Genomic DNA, 17,729 nt, shown 5'->3' with positions numbered 1-17,729 from the left:
TGCAATAGGCAGGGCGGATATGTTAAAATGGTCAGCAGAAGGTAAAGGCCTCGAAGCCTCCACAGATCCTCGTCCAAGACATCATCCGTTTCGCCGCGGTTGTCCCCATGAGCATGCCGCGGCAACGGTTGGATCGAGGGTAGGGAGATCAAGCCGGGTACCGAGGTGCGCGCGTTCGTCAAGGACGCCGAAATCACCGCGGATCTCAAGCGCCTCGGCATTGACCCGGTCAATCCGGCCATCGTTCACGCCCGCCGCTTTGACGGCTATGACAACCTCGCCAGCGCCAGGCTCCGAAATGGGGAGCTCCTCCACGCGAAGGACGTCCGGACCGCCAAAGGCGTGAATGCGGCAGGTTCTGTTTGTCGTGCTGTTCTACTCGCGTTGCTATTCTGGAGAATGACGGGCGCCGCGCCGGCGCCCGCTCAGGCTTTGGCGTCGATCGGCCTGAAGAAGTTGATCGGGTTGCCGTCGGGATCGCGGAACAGCATCGAGCGATTGCCCCAAGGCATATCCTTTGGCTGTTGCAGCCAATCGGTCACGAAGGCGTCGATGCGGTCACGCTCGACGTCGACATCGTCTACCTCGAACTCAGGGATCGCGGAACGATTGGCACTGGCGACCAACTCCCGCCGTGCATGAACTCGGTCGCCTTCCGCGTGACGATGGCGAGACTGGCACCTTTCCGGGTGCAGCTCGACATAGGGCTTGCTTTTCAAGCAGGAAAGGTGGCTATGGGCAGAGCCCACTCAGATCGCGGAGAAGAGGGTCGAGCGCTCGAAGGCGAAGGTGCTCGCGAAACCTACCGGCAGTTGGCGCAAAGCGGCATCAACGGGGTGAGCATCGTCGAGGTCTCCCGCACCTCCGGTATCTCGAACACGACGATCTCCGGCACCGGGCCGTCGCGTTCGCCGCTACTGATCGATGCGTGTTCCCGCCTCGGAAGCGTGCCAGAAGCGCCCGACACCGGAAGCATCCAGGCAGATCTGTCGGCTCTGTTGGAGAGACTTTCTGACCAGTTGCAGACAGTGAATTGGAGCTCTGTCTATCACTCGATCATCGATGCGGCGGAGCGCGATCCTGAGATCGAGGCCATGCAGGCGAACCTGCACAAAAGTTTCATGGCGCCCTTCGAAGCTGTCATAGAACGCGCCAAGTCCAAGGGCGAGATTTCGTCCGACCGAATCACAAGCGATCTCGTCGCTGCCTTGATCGGGCCAATGTTTTTTCGCCGCTGGTTTTCCAAGGAGACGATAGGCAAGCTCTTCATTCGGACCATCATCGAGAACTCGATCCGCTAGCGCTCGGGGCGCCGCCGGCTGGGCTTCCCGCCCCAGCACGCTGCAACCGCCCCCACGCCTTCTGCCAAGCTGCTTACACAGTGCTTACGTTTTTTTGGGATTTGAAATGTAAGCGCGAAAAGTAAAGGACCGACTTGCGACGCCCCATCATAATGCGCCGATTTCCTTGAACTCAGGTTGAGCGTGGCTCCCATCGTGCCCGCAATCGAGTCAAGCGTTCTTCACGCAAATGTCGTCGAGTGGGGACGCGTTATGACAGGCTTGCCGGCAACTACCCCGTGTCCGTCCAACCCGCTTGATTTAGGTTAGGTGGCGTCGACGCCGGCAAGCCTTGTGCGGACCGTATAAATCAGCTTGTACCCTATCGCGCGAATGGGCTCGGACGGCATCTTGTTGGCGCAGCCGTAGACCTTCTCAACTTCCTGCCAGTTGCCATGGTTCAAGATCCTCTCGGCAAGGCGCTTACCTAAAATCGTGCCCTTGGTGATACCAAGCCCGTTATACCCCACAGACGCGAACAATCCGTCGTCGAGCTGCCCCCAATAAGGATTGCCGTTACGCGTCATATCGGTCATGCAACCCCAGAAATGCTCAACTTTCACATGCGACAGCTTGGGAAACCGACGGTGAAACTTCTCAGTTATGCCCTGGCGGACCTTGGCAGGATCCATCTCCCTTTCATAGGAATACAAGCTCCGTACCATGAAACGGTTCTCGCCCACGCGCCGCAGAGTGGAACCGCCGGCGCGGACCGCTGCCGTCAGACCCCAAACAGGCTCGCTTCCAAGCTTCTTTGCGTCCTCGGCCGACATTGCTTCGGTGATGCCGGCGTAAGTATAGAGTGACATGATCTTGTCGCCGAGCCAGCCAAGAGTTTTGACAAACGCATTGTTGGCTAGAACGACCACATCGGCAGTAACTTCGGCTTCAGCGGTTTTTAATACCCATTTTCCAGCCCTCCTCAGCTCGGATACCAGTGAACGTTCGAACAATTGAACATTCGATGGCAGTGTATCCGCAAGCCCTCGAATGAGCTTCGCCGGATCCAACAGAAAATTTGTGTCGTAGACGAGCGCACGGCAATAATGCGTCATGCCAGTACGTGCCTCGAGTTCGTCGCGCCCGATCAATGGATAATCATTACCCGCTTTGAGAGCGACCGCTTGCTGTTGCAGAAGGAGCTTTTCGCCTTCGGCGGTAGCCGTGGCACGAAAGGTCACCGACTTCTTCAGATCACATTCGAAATTGTGCTGCGCCATCAGCTCGTGAAGCCAACTCAGGCCGTGGCCATTGTACTCTGAGACTGACTGGCTAACCCCAATGGAATCAACGTTCATATCTTTCGGGCCCGTAAACAACTTCGCAAGGTTGGCGCCGCCTGTAAATCCCGAATTGCGCGCAGATGATCCCTCTCCGACAACGCTGCTTTCGAGCACGATGATATCGGCCGACGGATCGAGTTCAGCGAGCCGTCGTGCCGCTGCGAGCCCGGTATAGCCTGCTCCAACAACAGCGTATTTTGCGGCGATTTTGCCTTTTGCCGAGGAGGCGGGGGGCCTCTCTGGAAGCAGCTTATTCCAACCGCTTGGAAAATTATACGAACGGTATTTGTTACGCACGAATATATTCCCTTCTTGATGTAGGCCAGACCAGCTCCCGCGTGCTCGCGGCTCGATAGCGGAAGATCACACGCCGGCTGCCTGGCTTGATCGCTGCCGCCTACCTCGGATAATTGTAAATCTGTTTGGCGTCGGCCGCCGAAATGACGCCTTCCCGGATGTCGCGAGCGATTGCCGCGGCCTCGCGCTCGTTAGGTGGCCCATAGCCGCCCGCGCCCGCGGTCACGAGCTCAAGCACATCGCCTTTGTGATATTCAGCAGGGTTTGGAGCGTTGTGAGTAACCTCGCTCTGTTGCCCATCCTTCTTTACTGAGAAACTGCCGGCTGCGCCGTTCCTGCCCCCTTGGAAACCCCAAGGTTGAGTGCGCATCCGTGAACCGCCGACGTTCGCCCTGCAGGTGTCTTCCACGCGGTAGACGCGGCGCAGTGCCATCCCCCCGCGATGGCGGCCGGGACCCGCCGAGCCGTCAACCAACTCGTAGCGCAGCACGCTGATTGGATATTCGGTCTCAAGCGCCTCGATCGGAAGATTCGACGTGTTGGTCAGATGCACGTGCACACCATCCAACCCGTCTTTGGTCGCGCGGGCGCCCGAACCACCGCCCACGGTCTCGGCGTAGGCCCACATCTTGTTGTGCTTCACGCCACTAAAACTGAAGAAACCCGCCCCATTGCTTCCTGCAATGATGCGCTCGGGCACGGCCTCCGCGAAGGCCCCGAACACCAGCTCGACAACGCGCTGCGATGCGGCCATACGCCCGCTAACTGCAGCAGGCAGTTCGCAATTCAGTACAGTTCCCTTCGCGGCCGTGACATTGATCGCCCGATCCATGCCCGAGTTCGGAGGAATGCCAGCATCGATCATTGCTCTCACGGCAAAATAGACCGCACCCAACAGTGCTGTATAGACTACATTTATTCCCGCCCGTACCTGCGGCGGGCTGTCAAAATGGAAGTCCAGACTATCGTCGTGGACGGTCATGGTCAGGCTGAAGTCCATAAATTCCGGATAATTGCTGCGCTCAAAATTATCGCCGAAATGGTAAACTCCATTCGGAATGTTTCGGATGCCGGCGCGAACTCGACGCTCGGCATAGTCTTGAAGCTCGTTTGACACCGAACGCACGATCTCCACGCCGTATTTCTCGCAAAGAGAACGAAGCCGAGCTTCGCCGAGCCTGTTTGCGGCGATCTGGGCGCGAAAATCAGCGGCCCGTTCTTCGGGAACTTGGCAATTCAGCAAGATCAGTGATTGCACATCCTCTTGAAGCGCGCCTTCGCGATAGAATCGCACCGGCGGAATACGCAAGCCCTCTTGAAAGATATGAGCTCCGCCGCGATCGGCGAAGTCGCAATGATGACCGCAGTTCATGACCCATGCAAAGAGGGTCTCGCCAATGAAAACAGGGGAAGCAAAGGTGATGTCGTTAAGATGAGTGACGCCGCCCTCGTAGGCATCATTCCCGACAAAGACGTCGCCTGGTCGAATTTTGTTTCTTGGGAAGAATTTGTAAATCGCGGGAATGAACTCGAGAAAGCAGCCAAAGTGACCGGGAATATGTGCTGCCTGGCACATCGCGTTACCGTCTGCATCGAAAATGACCGTGGAGCAGTCGCGCCGCTCTTTGATGTTTGGCGAATAGCTGGATCGAACCAGCATCTCGCCCATTTCCTCAACAATGGAGGTCAATGCGCTTCCGATGACCTCGACATCGATGGGGTTTAAGAGAGGGAGGGAAGCAAGGGATGTGGATCGGAACAAAGCTTCAGGGCGCATGTGTGCGAGATCCGTAGTGACGGGTGGGTAGCCGCTATGAGACTTGAGCTGCGTATGGATTAAGCACCCCGAGCTTTGTCTCAATGCAGCATCTAATGGTGCGCAGCATGGAGTTGAGCTTTGTCGGGGGAAGCTCAGCGCGCCGAATCGGCTTGAGTTGGCCAAGGGCGCGCACAGCCAATGGCTGACAGCGACCTTCAGATCCCAGCGCGCCTCCCATTTCTTTGTTCTCCGATTTGGCTCGATCGCAGTCTACAATAGGATACAATATGCCGTCTAGTGGATAAATTTATGTGATTTGGTATTTCGGATCGGCGCTGCGTCGAAGATCACATATTGGTGCACCACACATCCTCGTGGCAGCCAAAGGTAGCTCTGGAACTTTCTCCATCACGGGCTGTCAGGCTGGACGCTGATGAGCCTTTGTTGCATACATTGCTTGTATACATTACAGCAGCTTTTTATCCGAACTGCGAGCCGCTGGGGGCTGGGAATGGTCGATGGCGAGGCGGACTCCAAGAAGGTGCTGGTCGCCGACCAGATTCGCGAGCAACTCCGACGTGAGATTTTGGATGGCCAATACGAGGCTGGAGAGCAGCTTCGGCAGGAAGAGCTGGCCGACAAATTTGGAACTAGCAGGATACCGGTTCGTGAGGCGCTTCGGCAACTTGAGGCGGAGGGGCTTATCGCGCTGCACCCCAATCGCGGTGCGGTTGTAGCTTCGCTGTCGTGGGAAGACATCAATGAACTAATGGAAATAAGGATTGCGCTGGAGTGTCGAGCGCTGCGGCTTGCAGTCCCCAACATGATCGAAAACGACTTCGAGGTCGCCGAACGGCTTCTGCGCTCCTATGACGAGCAGAAAGATCCTAAGAAATGGGGGCTGATGAATTGGCAGTTCCATGAGAGTCTTTATGCTCCATGCAATTTCCCAAAGCTGCTCTCTATGGTTGAGCTAAATTACGGACATGTGTCTCTGTTTGTGCGAACGCAGGTTTCGCTCGCCACTGGCAAGGAGCAACCCCAGAAGGAGCACTATGCGATACTGGAAGCCTGCCGTAATGACGACGTCGATCGCGCTGTGAAGCTTCTGGAAGACCATATTGTGCGCACCAAAAGGACGCTTTCAGCTGCGGCCCGCCGTACTCGGCTCTACTTTCAGAATAAGTAGATCCCAGCTTCAGGCTGATGCAGCTGGGCTTCAGAGGCGCTTTCGCTCGCAAGCTGCCGCTGGGCGGCTGCAATCGATACGGCCTTCCACCGTCCCCCGCGCGGGAATGCTGGGAGTCCTCGTGCCTTGACGCACTGCTTTTCGGCTTCGTTCGAGCACAACCATATTGATATGGTATCCAAAAAGATATATATTGGATAATAAGCTGCCGTGGCGAGGGTGCCCAAGTGCAGTATGGCTTCCGCACGGATTCCGTGCGGTCCTTTTGGGACTCGACGTGATTGTCGAAATCACAATCTCCTTGACGCTTTACCTCGCGGATGGCCTCGCGCCTGGCGCGTGGGAGTGCCTGCAGTGAGTACCATCTCAGTCTTGGCTCGCCTTGGCTTTGGCGTGGCTCTCATTCATCAGAAAGATTCCGTGTGACAGATAGGCGGATTCGTGAGGATCGGCACGGTATCGTCCCAGAACATTCGATTGCTCGGGCGGAATTTGCTGAGTTTGATGCGAGCGAGCGTCCGCAGGACAAGCTGCGCGCAGAGATTACCCGCGCCTATCGCCTAGCCGAACCCGATTGCGTCGCGCGTCTCATAGATCTTGCGAAGCTTCCCGACGAGGCATCGAAGCAAGCCAGCGCGTTGACACGATATCTCGTCGTGCAACTCCGCCGTAAAACGCGCTCGAGTGGCATCGAAGGCCTGATGCATGAGTATTCACTTTCGAGTCAGGAGGGTGTCGCCCTCATGTGCCTCGCCGAGGCGCTGCTTCGTATCCCGGATGCCGCAACCCGGGATGCGCTTATCCGCGACAAGATAGCGGCTGGCGATTGGCGTGCCCACGTTGGCAATAGTCCATCGCCGTTTGTCAACGCAGCGACCTGGGGACTGTTAGTCACGAGGAACCTAACGGGACCCGCAAATGAAGGTAGTCTCTCATCAGCGCTTACGCGCCTCATTGGGCGCGGCGGTGAACCCCTTATCCGCCATGGCGTTAACCTGGCCATGCGTCTGATGGGCCAGCAGTTCGTGACTGGGCAGACGATCGAAGAGGCTCTGTCAAACAGCCGAACGATGGAAGCGCGCGGTTTCCGGTATTCGTACGACATGCTGGGAGAGGGGGCAACCAGCGCGGAGGACGCCGCGCGTTACCTTTTGCTTTACGAGATGGCTATCCATGCGATAGGGAAGAGCTCACGAGGGCGCGGCATATACGAAGGGCCAGGCATCTCAATCAAGCTGTCGGCTATTCATCCGCGCTATAGCCGAAGCAAGATAGCGCGTGTGAAGGCCGAGCTATCTCCCCGTCTAAAGCAACTGGCTTTGCTGGCAAAGCACTACCAAATTGGCTTCAATATAGACGCTGAAGAAGCGGACCGGCTCGATCTTTCGCTCGATCTCTTCGAATCACTATGCTTTGACGACGATCTATCGGGCTGGAGTGGGCTTGGTTTTGTGGTGCAAGCATACCAGAAGCGCTGCGCCTTCGTCGTAGATTGGATCGTCGATCTTGCCCGTCGTTCGGGGCGTCGACTGATGGTCCGACTAGTCAAGGGTGCCTACTGGGATAGCGAGATCAAACGTACGCAGGTTGACGGGATGAAGGATTTTCCGGTTTTTACCCGGAAGGTTCATACTGACGTTTCGTACCTTGCTTGCGCGCGCAAGCTCCTGGCAGCCCCAGACGCCGTATTCCCACAATTCGCGACCCACAATGCAAGGACACTTGCCTCGATTATCCAAATCGCGGGTCCAAGCTTTTACCGTGGCCAATACGAATTTCAGTGCCTTCATGGCATGGGAGAGCCACTCTATGAAGAGGTGGTCGGCATCAACAAACTCGACCGGCCCTGCCGCATCTATGCACCAGTTGGATCGCATGAGACCTTGCTCGCTTATCTGGTGCGTCGTCTTCTCGAGAATGGTGCGAATACCTCTTTCGTCAACCGGATTGCGGATTCGAACGTTCCTGTTGAGGATCTGATCGCAGACCCAGTTTCTGAGGCGCAGGCGATCGCTCCATTGGGCGCTTCACACAACGGAATAGCCAAGCCACGCGATCTATATGGTCGTGATCGCGCCAACTCGATGGGTATCGACATCTCAGATGAGCGCGAGTTGCTGCTGCTTGGCGAAGCGCTCGCCAAGAGCGCCAAGCTTGAATGGAAAGCGACGACGTTCGGGGCGACAGGACTCGGTGAGACTCGGCTAATTCGCAATCCAGCCGACAAGCGCGACGTCGTAGGCCATGTGCGCGATTCTGCGTCCTCCGACGTCGGCGCGTCACTGATGCGGGCAGTTGACGCAACTCGCTCCTGGTCTTCTACAAACGGAGTAGAGCGGGCTGCTCAGCTCAACGCCGCCGCGGATCAGCTGGAAGCACGGACGTCAATTCTCGTCGGACTGATTGTCCGAGAAGCAGGCAAATCCTACGCGAACGCGATAGCGGAGGTGCGCGAAGCCGTCGATTTCTTGCGATACTATGCGTCCGAAATCCGTCGCTTGGTCGCAGCCGAGAATGTGTCTGCGCTTGGACCTATCGTCTGCATTAGCCCATGGAATTTCCCGCTGGCGATTTTTGTCGGTCAAGTGGCTGCTGCACTGGCCGCAGGCAATCCCGTGCTCGCTAAACCAGCCGAAGAGACACCTCTCATTGCGGCAGAGGCGGTTCGCCTCCTTCATGAGGCTGGTATTCCCAATGACGTCTTGCAATTACTGCCGGGCGACGGTGAGGTCGGCGCGGCGTTGGTCGCTGATCCGCGCATACAGGGCGTGATGTTCACCGGCTCGACAACGGTCGCTCGCCTTATCCAAAAGCAGCTCGCCGGCCGTCTGAGCGCAGATGGTCGACGACCAATCCCGCTGATTGCGGAAACCGGTGGCCAAAATGCCTTGGTGGTCGACTCATCTGCGCTCGCAGAACAAGTTGTCGCTGACGTAGTGGCTTCCGCCTTCGACTCGGCCGGCCAGCGATGCTCCTCGCTGCGCATATTGTGTCTCCAGGAAGAGGTGGCCGATAGGGTTCTCGCAATGCTCCGCGGGGCGATGCGGGAACTTGAAATCGGCAACCCCTCCCGCCTTTCCGTCGACGTGGGGCCGGTGATCAGCGAGGAGGCGCGGGAAAATGTTCGATCGCATGTTAAGACCATGCGGCGCCGCGGCCATACCGTCGAAGAGCTGGCCCTGCCGTGTGGTACCGAGCACGGTACGTTTGTGTGTCCGACGATCATCGAAATCTCGAAAGTGTCAGAAGTTGAGCGCGAAGTCTTTGGACCTGTACTCCACGTCATGCGCTATCGGCGAGACGAGCTTGACAGTCTGATCAATCAGATCAACGCTAGTGGGTATGCATTAACGTGTGGCCTTCACTCCCGCATAGACGATACGATCGCAAAAGTCGTCAATAAAGTCGTGGCGGGGAATATTTACATCAACCGAAACATCATTGGCGCAGTAGTTGGAGTTCAACCATTTGGAGGCACTCGGCTCTCAGGTACCGGTCCAAAGGCGGGAGGCCCGCTCTATCTCGGCCGACTTATCGCCAGCCCTCGGAAGTCAAAGCCCTTAGATCACGCCAGCGTTCCGTCCAATGCAGCTCTCGCCTATCTTCATTGGTGCCGTGCTGAGAGACGTTTGGACGAGATGCGCTGTTTCGAAGCGCAACTGGCGCGCTCTTTATTCGGAGCGCAGAGCCTATTGCCGGGAGCAGTGGGTGAGAGCAATCGCTACTGTCTTGGTCATCGGGGGCCGATTGCTGCGCTTGCGCGCGATGAACGCGGCTTGTTGATTCAAATCGGGGCCATCTTTGCAACTGGCAATCTGGCAATTGTGGAGGCCGACAACCCGGTTCGTGCAGTACTTGCTACCCTGCCAGGGGAAGCCAAGAAGCATGTCTGGTTTGTCGAGCAGTGGTGGAAAGCCGACGGACTTGAAGCGGTGCTGTTCGAAGGCAAAGCGAAGGAGCTTGTCGCAGTGAATAGCAAATTAGCTCAACGCTCCGACAAAATTGTCGAGGTCATCGTGAGGACGTCGTCCGATGGTGACTACGATCTCGACAGGCTCGTCAAGGAAACAAGCATATCGACAAACACGACCGCCGCCGGCGGCAATGCAAGCCTAATGTCAATGGGGTAGGTGATCGAAAATCGAAGTCGCACATGAAGCTGGAGCGAGGCGAGCAATCATCTTAGGCAGACGCACGTCTGCGCAAGAAAGAGCAGGCGCTCAAGTCGAGTTCCAAAAAGAGGTGGAAATGCGCGGCAAGTTAGCCGTTGAAGGACGTGTTCTTCGGTCGCAATGACATAGCGACAATGGACGTTGAGGAAAAAAGAGAGAGACGAAATGAACTCTAGAGCAGATGTCGCCGTGGTTGGAGCTGGAGTGGCGGGCATTGCTTGCGCATATTATTTGGCGCGCCAGCGCCCAAATTTGCGTATCGCCATTATAGATCAACAGGCGCCGATGAGTCTGACGTCTGCCGCATCCGGCGAAAATTATCGCAATTGGTGGCCGCATGAGATCATGACCGAGTTTACGGACCACAGCATTGATCTGCTTGAAGAGATTGCTCGCCGGTATGACAATCGAATTCACATGACGCGTCGGGGATACGTACTTGCTACGCGAGAGCCGCAGCCGGATGCGCTGCTCGAGGAGCTACACAGGGGCTATGGGCCGAAAGCCAGCGAGCGGATCCGTATCCATGGCAAGAAATTCCCCTCGACATATACGCCTGCAATTTCATCGGATTGGGACAAATCCCCTGATGGGGTCGACATTATTCAGGGCTCTGAGCGGATTCGTCAGTGCTTTCCCCAGTTCGATCCTGGGATCGAGACCGTTCTTCATATTCGCAGAGCCGGCGATATTAGCGGGCAACAGCTTGGCAGCCTCATGCTCGAAAGCATCCGCGCATTGGGCGGAATCGTAATCTCGGCTCGTGTCGTCGAAATTGCCTCCAAGCAGAACGGCTTTACGCTCAAGTTGGCCGGTCGGGAAGGTGATCAGGTCCTGCAATCGGAAATTCTGGTGAACGCTGCGGGCCCCTACATCGCCGAGATTGCAGCAATGCTCGGAGAACGATTGCCGGTAGAGAACGTTTTCCAGCAGAAGATCGCGTTTGCCGATGCTCTCGGTGCTATCGATCGCCGAATGCCATTCTCGATCGACCTGGACGGCCAATCGATTGATTGGACTGATCAGGAACGCGAAATGCTCTTGGAAGATCCAAAGACCGCTTGGTTGGCTCGTCCAATGCCCGGAGGAATTCATTGTCGCCCTGAGGGGGGCGACCAGGGAAAATGGATCAAACTCGGCTGGGCCTATAATCGCGCATCTTCTCCGACGCTGGATAATCCGCCGATCGATCCCAATTTCCCCGACATTGTCCTTAGAGCAGCGAGCCGTCTCCATGGACGTTTGAAGCAGTATTATGGGCGTCTGCCGCGGCGGATCACGCATTACGGCGGATATTACACCATGACGAAGGAGAATTGGCCGCTCATCGGGCCAATGCGTACGAAAGGAGCCTTCATAGCCGGTGCCCTTTCTGGCTTCGGGACTATGGCCGCATGCGCAACCGGATCGTTGTGCGCTGGCTGGATCTCCCAAGCAGAACTTCCAAGCTTCGCTCCGAAACTAAGCTTATCGCGATATGACGACAAAATGCTGATGGGTGAACTCTTAGGCGATCCAAATACGGGTGTTCTTTGATAGATCGCTTGCAGTAATGTCGAAACGCTGCAGTGCAGTAGATGTGTTTCTTTGAGCTCATGGAAGAACGCTTCAATTTGGGCTGCGGCGTTCGTGCTACGCCTGCCTGCATCTAGGCCTGGCAGGTGAGAGCTCACTGCTGCCTCCAAGAGTCCAACTCGCAACTGCTAAACTAGCGATCGCCCTGGTCCGGGCCGGCACTACCACTCCTGCTGATGCAGATGAGACTTATCCGTCGCGTCCTCCGAGGTCGGGCGTCGACACTCATCGGATGACAGCTCTGCATGACAAGAAAGCTTGGGTCTTGACTCGGAGTGCAAGTGGATACAAACCGACAGTGATGGATAATTAGTGGGTGCTGATCCGGTTGGACTTTTGACAACGTATGACGAGGGCGCATTCGGAGGTGAGCTCCGTGCGGGGCGCGCAACTGCCACCAGCCAGCAGATACTGGATGCATGTCTAGTTTCTCCGGTTTCGACCTAGTGGAAATGCCGCTCTCGTTCTTGGAATGGAGTGCACTCTTTTCCCCGCGCTCTCCGAAGGACGCTCTGCCGAGGGCCGGATGATTCAAGACGATCGGCATAGCTGCGGGTTGCACTCGATTAGCCGGAGCAGGTCGAAGGAGATTACAATGATACGAAAAGGCATCTTTCTGGGTACCGCGCTATTCATGCTGGCTGTTGCAGCCGCCGCGCCCGCAACCGCCTACCCTTGGTGCGTCCAGGGTAGAGATATGGGTTATCCTGGCGACTGCTCTTACGAGACATACGAGCAGTGCCTCGCAAGCGCATCTGGTCGCGTTGCTTTCTGCGGCATCAATCCACGCGTTGCCTTTCGCGCCCCGCGCGCCGTCGTCCCGGCCTATGAAGGGCGTCACCGCAAACGTTAAGATCGATTCTCCGCTTGCTTGCGGCTTGCTTCGAGTGTCTCCCCCTTGAGGCTCGCGGGTCGATCCGCGCGAACAGACTCTGCAGGCAACCAAGGTCGCCCAAGGTTGGCTGGTTCATCTCGCGGGTCCGCGCAGCGCCCAATACTAAGACTAACACGTCAAGGGTCCTAATGGCTCTTACGGAAATCAAGAGATCGATTGCTTCCCTCCGATTTTGCATGAGTTTCCGCAAGAGTAGCCTCGGATCAGGGAAGATCTCGAACGGAAATGACCCGCAGGACCCTGCTGAGAATAACGGCGGCTGCGGGCGCGCTGCCGCTATTAGTGAGTAGGATAGGCTTTCACGCGGACAGATCATGAAATGTTGGGGATCGGGACATTGAATTACCCCTTGTCGTTGTCGCCTGGTCTCCAATGTGCCTACTCAGAATGTGCAGTTTTTGATGCACCGGGGGCTACTGGCCTACGCTCCAACAGAAGGCCGAGCTGGCCGATGCTAGTCCAGTGGTATTCCGCGTCCCCAGGGCGAGTCTTATTACGACCGGACGGTCGTGTCCTCAGTGATGGTGTAGCTCGGTAGAGCAAGCCGTCCCACGCGCGCCCTCAAATAGCGCCGTCGCGGGCGGACGGCTTTGCGGTGGTCACCGGCAATTCGCCGGTAGGGTCGGGTTGCTGACACCAACCTGATTCGAGGAACCACCGATGACCGACGAGATGATGAACCTTCGCGCGCTCGTGGAGAAGGCCCCAGACGCCGACCTTTTGCGCGAGATGATCGGCTTTGCCGCCCAGCGGCTGATGGAGCTGGAGGTCGCGGGGCTGACCGGCGCGGCCTACGGCGAGAAGAACGCCGAGCGGCTGGCCCAGCGCAACGGCTACCGCGACCGGACCTGGGAGACGCGGGCCGGCGCGGTCGAGCTACGCATTCCCAAGCTGCGCAAAGGAAGCTACTTCCCGGGTTTCCTGGAGCCGCGCCGGATGGCCGAGAAGGCACTGACCGCCGTAATCCAGGAAGCCTATGTGCAGGGCGTCTCGACCCGTTCGGTGGACGATCTCGTGCAGGCCATGGGCATGACCGGAATCTCCAAGAGCCAGGTGAGCCGGCTCTGCGGTGAGATCGACGAGAAGGTGAAGGCCTTCCTCGCCCGTCCGATCGAGGGCGACTGGCCGTATTTGTGGATCGATGCCACCTACGTGAAGGTGCGCCAGAATGGCCGCATCGTCTCGGTGGCGGTGATCATCGCGGTCGGCGTCAACAGTGACGGGCGGCGCGAGATTCTCGGCATGGACATCGGCCCGTCCGAGGCCGAGACGTTCTGGACCGCGTTCTTGCGCAAGCTCGCCCGCCGCGGCCTGCGTGGCGTCAAGCTGGTGATCTCGGATGCCCACGAAGGCATCAAGGCTACCGTCGCCAAGGTGCTCAATGCCACCTGGCAGCGCTGCCAGGTGGGATCGTTGAAAAAGTCCGAATCATCTGATTCCGTTTATGTCGGCGATTCGCAATCGGCGGAGCAAACGAGATGCTGGGGCGCAAGGAGCGGGATCAGCTTGAGTTGTTCATCACTGGCTCGCTCAAACAACTCGTCCCAGATGTGCATGTGCTAGCGCGGGTCGATCGTGTACTCGACCTGTCTTGGCTAAGGGAAGAGGTCACCGACTGTTACTGCGCGAATGAGGGCCGGCCCGGCATCGATCCCGAAGCGGCGGTACGGCTGATGCTCGCCGGTCTGCTCACGGGCATCGTGCACGATCGCAAGCTGATGCGTGAAGCTCAGGTCAACATCGCGATCCGCTGGTTTGCCGGCTATGGCCTGCATGAGCAACTACCGCATCATTCAAGCCTGACGCGCATTCGCCAACGCTGGGGCGAAGAGCGGTTCCGTAAAATATTCAAGCGCACGGTCGAGGCCTGCCTGAACGCCAAGATCGCCACAGCGGGGGTGGTCCACATCGATGCGTCGCTGATCCGCGCTAACGTGAGTTGGGACAGCCTCACCGAGCAACATGTGCTGGATGTACTGAGCGAAAATCAAAGCGAGGATGAAAGCGAGGTTGAGAGGACGGGCCGACAGAGCGGCAAGTACAAGAAGGTCTGCACGACCGATCCCGATGCAACGATGGCCACGAATGCCCGCAATCGGCGGCTGGAGCCCTCTTACAAGCAGCACACGGCCGTCGACGACAAGGTCGGCGTCATTTTGGACGTCGCGGTCACAACTGGACAAACGAATGAAGGCGAGATGATCGAGCCGCAAGTCGATGAGATTGAAGCGACTACAGGCATTGAAATCAAAACGGTCACCGCCGATGCCGGCTATGCCTACGCTAAGGTCTACGGCGCTCTTGAGCGGCGCGGCATCGATGCTCTGATCCCAGCTAAAGCCGATCCGATCAAGAGTCGCGTACCGCTCAGACGCTTCCGGTACGACGCTAAGCAGGACATCTTGAGGTGCCCGCGAGGACGTATCTTGCGCCCCGCGCGACCCATTAAGCATGGCCGTTTCTTTTACTCGAAGGCAAAAGATTGCTCCCGGTGTCCACTCAAGGGTGACTGCCTATCGAAGGGGCGAGTTAATAAGGCAGTTGTTGTGGGTAACGATTATCCTGCACTGCTTCGCGCCCGCCGCCGTCGCGAGCAATGGAGCTGGCAGGATCGACGGCTCTATCAGCGCCATCGCTGGCGTTCAGAGGGCTTCCATGGCGAAGCCAAGACCTGGCATGGGCTGGCGCGCGCCATACGGCGCGGTCTACCGAACATGAAGATCCAGGCCTACCTGACAGCCGCCGCCATCAACCTCAAGCGGCTGGCGGCCGCTCTTGTTGCTCTTCTTTTGTGCTTAATCGTCTCCCTCGACGCGTCGCTGTTGGCATCGCGACCGTGTAGGGTTGAGGTGAAGGCATGAATGGGCCGGTTGCCGGATCGAGTGGATCGGTGAACCACTTCTTCAACGACCCCCAGGTCCACTTCATGCGCAACGTTCTGGCGCATGCCGGCAAGAGCGGAAGGCGCGTCGTCTCGGCCTTTATCGCCACCGCCTTCGCCCAGGACGATGCCGAAGCGGCCAGGACGCAGTGGCGCAAGGTCGCCGACCAGATCCGTCCCCTGCCCAAGCTCGCCGCCTTCATGGATGAAGCCGAGCCCGACGTGCTCGCCTATATGAGCTTCCCGGCTCCGCACCGCGCCAAGCTGCACTCGACGGATGAGATGGACAAGCGATTTCTTCATGGCCGAAGCAACGAGTGCGGAGATCACGGTAAGTCCATTCTTTTGTTCGGTCGCGCTGCGGGCCATTCTTCCGTCCCGGCCACCGATCTCGCAGCCGACGCGCGCAGGGGCGGTCAAGGCTGGCCGCATTTGCGGCCACCGCAAGGCTTGGCCTTGACCGGCCCGAGCACGACGGCACGCTGGCGTGGAACGGGACTGCGTTCCTGGCGTGGCTAGACCTTGCCGTCAGCCGCGATTATGGTTGTCGGGCGGGGGCGACCTCGTGGCGAAGCGTGGCGCATCGGCTGCAAGCGCCACCAGGCTGCCTATTTTGTCCTGCCGAGCTGAGGCGCCCGCGCGCCGGTTTTTGGCCGCCGTGGTTTCCATTGCGTCACCGAGCGCTCGTAGCTTTGCTCAGCCTGGGCGGCAATCAACATCTCGCGGTCACGTAGCGCCTTGATGTTGTAGGCATAGGCTGGCCCGCGCCGGTTGCCTTTCTGTTGTGGATGTCCGGCTTGAAGCTGCATCGCGCGGGTCTTGTTGGCGACCAGCGATGGGCGCGCCCACAAGTAATCCTCGCCCTTCATCAACAAATGCCAGCAGAGCACAGTGAGCTTGCGAGCCACGGCGACAGCGGCGATCTGATGGCCGCGCCGGGGCGCGGATGCGGACGAAAAACGCATGCAGTGGACCGGGCGCCTTGGCCGCGGCCCAAGCCGCCTCAACCAGCATGGCACGCGCATGACTGCGGCCGATCTTGCTAATGCGGCCGTGGTGGGCGGCTCCCAGCCCGGACTGCCGCACCCGCGGATTCAGCCCGAAATAACTCACCAGCTTCTGCGGGCTGTTGAACCGGCTGATATCACCGATCGCCGCCACGATGCCGGCGGCGACCGCCAGATTCACGCCGGTGATCGTCATCAATCGGTTGACCGCGGAATCGTCGATGGCGTTCTGCGCGATCTCGCGGTCGAGCAGGGCCAGGTCTTCTGCCAGCCGGTCAAGCTCACGGACGTGCCGATCGATCGCCGCGCGCTCATCGTCTGGAAGCTGTTGAGCGGCCAACCACGCCCGGCCGCGAGCGTTGAACAGATCGGCGTGCGGGCACTTCGGGATCAGGTGCGCGTGCAGGATCGAATGCACCTCGTTCTTGAGCCGCGTGCAATGCCGCACGACCTGGTAGCGCCGTGCCACCAGCCGACGCTTGCGTTCGGTCGCTGCGTCAGGCGTCCAGATCTGCGGCAGATACCCAGCCGCCTGCAGACTGGCGAGCGTGCCGGCATCGATCTTGTCGGTCTTGACGTGAGCCTGGGCAATCGCCTTCACCTGCAGCGGATTGGCGATAATCACCCGTGCCACGAACGGCGCCAGAACCCGCGACACCGCCATGCTGTTGGCGGTCGCTTCGACCACCACCTCATCACTGCCCACCAGGGTCTTGCCAAATCCCTCCAACGCTGTCCGCGTCATATCAATGCGGCCCGCATGTCGGAGCCTGCCGTCCTCGCAAAACACCACCTCCCCAAAGGTTCGGTGGACATCAATGCCAATTATCCGTCGCATTCGGCACCTCCTGCCAGATACATGACGGGAGCTGCGGGCGACACGACAACTACGGATTCGCGCTCTCGGCGCAACCGGGCGAGTCGCAGAGGCGGCCAGCTACTAACTCGAGCTCTCCGCTCATCGTATGTATCGGCCTGCCCGCACATCGTGCTCCCGGCGCCTCTGTCCCGATGGTCGCACCATACGCTACGATGTAGAATACCGCAGCGGAACGTTGGCACCGAGACATCTCATACCGGTTACCAATGCGGTCGAGCGCCTCAACGGCGAGATCAAGCGGCGGACCGAAGTGGTCGGCATCTTCCCCAATGAAGACGCCATCATCCGCCTCGTCGGTGCGATCCTGCTCGAGCAAAATGACGAATGGGCCGTCCAGCGCGCCCGCTATATGACACTGGAAACCATCGCGCCCTTGAGCGATGATCCCATCGTCGGCTTGCCCGCCGTGGCAGGCTGATCCCTTTCCGACCCGCCGGAAAATCGGCGGTGA

10 protein-coding genes and 5 pseudogenes are annotated in these 17,729 nt (G+C 58.4%); 11 read left to right on the top strand and 4 right to left on the bottom strand.

Translation table 11 applies throughout. From position 1 onward, the window contains the following. Positions 1-425: 425 nt before the first annotated feature. A complete protein-coding gene (locus RX331_RS38920) occupies positions 426-542 on the bottom strand; it encodes a VOC family protein (RefSeq protein ID WP_410708313.1) in 117 nt (38 codons plus the stop codon). 96 nt (positions 543-638) lie between these two features. Between RX331_RS38920 and RX331_RS23830 the strand changes: the two genes are divergently transcribed. Together RX331_RS23830 and RX331_RS23825 are read left to right on the top strand one after the other, a co-directional pair. Continuing rightward, entirely contained in the window at positions 639-1,301 is a 663-nt protein-coding gene (locus RX331_RS23830) for a TetR-like C-terminal domain-containing protein (protein ID WP_317252323.1), read from the top strand. A gap of 191 nt (positions 1,302-1,492) precedes the next feature. Further along, positions 1,493-1,600, top strand: a pseudogene (locus tag RX331_RS23825) (IS5/IS1182 family transposase); the annotation flags it as partial. Between the two features lie 6 nt (positions 1,601-1,606). Here RX331_RS23825 and RX331_RS23820 read toward each other — a convergent pair. Both RX331_RS23820 and RX331_RS23815 read right to left on the bottom strand, forming a co-directional pair. Continuing rightward, positions 1,607-2,920 carry an FAD-binding oxidoreductase gene (locus RX331_RS23820; protein ID WP_317252322.1) on the bottom strand — a complete coding sequence of 438 codons (1,314 nt, stop codon included), beginning with the start codon at positions 2,918-2,920 and terminating at the stop codon, positions 1,607-1,609. 100 nt (positions 2,921-3,020) lie between these two features. Next, entirely contained in the window at positions 3,021-4,610 is a 1,590-nt protein-coding gene (locus RX331_RS23815; protein ID WP_317252321.1) for a hydantoinase B/oxoprolinase family protein, read from the bottom strand. A 580-nt stretch (positions 4,611-5,190) separates the two neighbouring features. Between RX331_RS23815 and RX331_RS23810 the strand changes: the two genes are divergently transcribed. The 8 genes and pseudogenes from RX331_RS23810 to RX331_RS23780 all read left to right on the top strand — a co-directional run. Continuing rightward, positions 5,191-5,868, top strand: a complete 678-nt coding sequence (locus tag RX331_RS23810) for a GntR family transcriptional regulator (RefSeq protein ID WP_317252320.1) — start codon at positions 5,191-5,193, stop codon at positions 5,866-5,868. Between the two features lie 458 nt (positions 5,869-6,326). Further along, on the top strand, positions 6,327-9,998 hold the full coding sequence (putA, locus tag RX331_RS23805; protein WP_410708312.1) for a trifunctional transcriptional regulator/proline dehydrogenase/L-glutamate gamma-semialdehyde dehydrogenase: 3,672 nt from the start codon (positions 6,327-6,329) through the stop codon (positions 9,996-9,998). A 246-nt stretch (positions 9,999-10,244) separates the two neighbouring features. Continuing rightward, positions 10,245-11,576 carry an FAD-dependent oxidoreductase gene (locus RX331_RS23800; RefSeq protein WP_317252319.1) on the top strand — a complete coding sequence of 444 codons (1,332 nt, stop codon included), beginning with the start codon at positions 10,245-10,247 and terminating at the stop codon, positions 11,574-11,576. Between the two features lie 511 nt (positions 11,577-12,087). Beyond that, positions 12,088-12,468: a DUF3551 domain-containing protein gene (locus RX331_RS38915; RefSeq protein ID WP_410708003.1), complete on the top strand. Its 381-nt coding sequence runs from the start codon at positions 12,088-12,090 to the stop codon at positions 12,466-12,468. 267 nt (positions 12,469-12,735) lie between these two features. Next, on the top strand, positions 12,736-12,828 hold the full coding sequence (locus RX331_RS38910; protein WP_410708002.1) for a hypothetical protein: 93 nt from the start codon (positions 12,736-12,738) through the stop codon (positions 12,826-12,828). A gap of 342 nt (positions 12,829-13,170) precedes the next feature. Further along, positions 13,171-13,917, top strand: a pseudogene (locus tag RX331_RS23790) (IS256 family transposase); the annotation flags it as partial. A gap of 71 nt (positions 13,918-13,988) precedes the next feature. Further along, positions 13,989-15,371, top strand: a complete 1,383-nt coding sequence (locus tag RX331_RS23785; protein WP_317252318.1) for an IS1182 family transposase — start codon at positions 13,989-13,991, stop codon at positions 15,369-15,371. A 53-nt stretch (positions 15,372-15,424) separates the two neighbouring features. Beyond that, a pseudogene (locus RX331_RS23780) lies at positions 15,425-15,682 on the top strand (transposase); the annotation flags it as partial. Between the two features lie 317 nt (positions 15,683-15,999). Here the strand turns inward: RX331_RS23780 and RX331_RS23775 are convergent. Then, a pseudogene (locus RX331_RS23775) lies at positions 16,000-17,218 on the bottom strand (IS110 family transposase). Between the two features lie 262 nt (positions 17,219-17,480). Here RX331_RS23775 and RX331_RS23770 point away from each other — a divergent pair. Then, positions 17,481-17,696: pseudogene (locus RX331_RS23770) on the top strand (transposase); the annotation flags it as partial. Positions 17,697-17,729: the final 33 nt, after the last annotated feature.

The sequence above is a fragment of the Bradyrhizobium sp. BWA-3-5 genome (assembly GCF_032917985.1).
Classification (GTDB): domain Bacteria; phylum Pseudomonadota; class Alphaproteobacteria; order Rhizobiales; family Xanthobacteraceae; genus Bradyrhizobium.
Note: the sequence above shows the minus strand (reverse complement) of the source record. Positions and strands in the feature narration are given on the sequence as shown.

Coding starts and splice junctions, on each gene's coding strand:
- RX331_RS38915 (WP_410708003.1), top strand. CDS start 12,088: ATGGAGTGCACTCTTTTCCCCGCGCTCTCCGAAGGACGCTCTGCCGAG.
- RX331_RS23810 (WP_317252320.1), top strand. CDS start 5,191: ATGGTCGATGGCGAGGCGGACTCCAAGAAGGTGCTGGTCGCCGACCAG.
- RX331_RS38910 (WP_410708002.1), top strand. CDS start 12,736: ATGACCCGCAGGACCCTGCTGAGAATAACGGCGGCTGCGGGCGCGCTG.
- RX331_RS23785 (WP_317252318.1), top strand. CDS start 13,989: ATGCTGGGGCGCAAGGAGCGGGATCAGCTTGAGTTGTTCATCACTGGC.
- RX331_RS23830 (WP_317252323.1), top strand. CDS start 639: ATGAACTCGGTCGCCTTCCGCGTGACGATGGCGAGACTGGCACCTTTC.